The following is a 1661-nucleotide window of genomic DNA, read 5'->3' as shown; positions in this document are numbered from 1 at the left end:
CCTGCGGCTTTCATGGCGAATTTGAGCCGACCTGATCGTTCACATAAGAAAAGTGCCCTTGAGCTGGGAGGATCGGACTTGTCGAAGGCCCCGTCCAACCCAGATCAGAAGGCACTTTCCAAGTGAACTCTACCGCTTCCCGCAGCAAGATCACCGTGTCCGCCGACGGCCGCGGGCTGGTCTCCCACAGTGGCGCTCTGCTGCTGATGCAGACGCTGCGCATCACCGGACTGGGCAAGGACCTCTCGCAGCGACTGGAACGGTGGCGGCCCGGCCGAGCGGTGCACGACCCCGCAAAGATCCTCACTGATCTGGCTCTCACCCAGGCGCTCGGCGGGGACTGCCTAGCCGACATCGCCGTGCTGCGCTCCCAGCCCGAGCTGTTCGGCCCCATCGCCTCCGACCCGACCGTCTCGCGCCTGATCGACCGGCTCGCCGCCGATGAAACCCGCGCACTGAAGGCCATCCGCGCCGCCCGCGCCACCGCACGCCGGCGCGTCTGGCACCTGGCCGCCGGTCGCGCCCCCGGAGACGACGGCCGACCTGTGATCGTCGACCTCGACGCCACCATCGTCATCTCTCACTCCGACAAGCAGCACGCGGCACCGACCTGGAAGAAAAGTTACGGCTTCCACCCGATGACCGCCTTCGCCGACCACGGCCCCGGCGGTGGCGGAGAACCGCTGGCCCTGCTGCTGCGGCCGGGCAACGCCGGCTCCAACACCGCCGCCGACCACATCGAGACCACCCGCCTGGCCCTAGCCCAGCTCCCCCAACACCTGCGGCGCAACGTCCTGGTCCGCACCGACTCCGGCGGCGGCACCCGAGAGTTCCTCACCTGGCTGACCCGACCCGGACGATGGCTGAAGTACTCCATCGGCTTCACCATCACCGACGACATCGGCCAGGCGATCGGCAAACTCCCGGCCACCGCCTGGACCCCCGCCTACGACGCCGACCAGCGGCCACGCCCGGGTGCCTGGGTCGCCGAGCTGACCGGTCTGCTGGAGCTGTCCGGCTGGCCCAAGGGCATGCGCGTCATCGTCCGCAAAGAACGCCCGCACCCCGGCGCCCAACTGCGCTTCACCGACCTCGACGGACACCGCTTCACCTGCTTCGTCACCAACGCCAAAGGCGGCCAGCTCGCCGATCTGGAACTACGCCACCGCCGCCGCGCCCGCGCCGAGGACCGCATCCGCGCCGCCAAGGACACCGGCCTGCGCAACCTGCCCCTGCACGACTTCACCCAGAACCAGATCTGGCTCGAAATCGTCGCCCTGGCCTGCGAACTACTCGCCTGGACGCAGATCCTCGCCCTGCACGGCACCGACGCCCGCCGCTACGAGCCCAAACGCCTGCGGCTCCGCCTGTTCGCGGTGGCCGGCCGACTGGTACACGGAGGCCGCCGCCTGCATCTCCGCATCACCGCGCGATGGCCCTGGGCCCACCAGATCATCACCGCCCTGACCCGCCTACACGCCCTGCCAGCACCGACCTGACCAGCACCCACCCGACCCACGATCAGGAAGGAGACCCGCGGGCCCGTGGAACCCCGCCCACCCGGCGCGACAGCCGGGCACCCACGCTGACCACAGCGAGGAAATCGACCTCCAGCCGAAGACTTCAGCCGACCAACTCAAGGTCGAGAAAGATCGAGGCTA

Annotated in this window: 1 protein-coding gene; it reads left to right on the top strand. The window is 69.1% G+C overall.

All coding sequences use genetic code 11. The features are described 5' to 3' along the window. Positions 1-122: 122 nt before the first annotated feature. Positions 123-1499 carry an IS1380 family transposase gene (locus AB0C28_RS56165; RefSeq protein ID WP_358085776.1) on the top strand — a complete coding sequence of 459 codons (1377 nt, stop codon included), beginning with the start codon at positions 123-125 and terminating at the stop codon, positions 1497-1499. Positions 1500-1661 lie beyond the last annotated feature (162 nt).

The sequence above is a fragment of the Nonomuraea sp. NPDC048892 genome, assembly GCF_040649735.1.
GTDB classification, from domain to species: Bacteria; Actinomycetota; Actinomycetes; order Streptosporangiales; family Streptosporangiaceae; genus Nonomuraea; species Nonomuraea maheshkhaliensis.
This window is presented reverse-complemented; position numbering and strand designations above follow the sequence as displayed.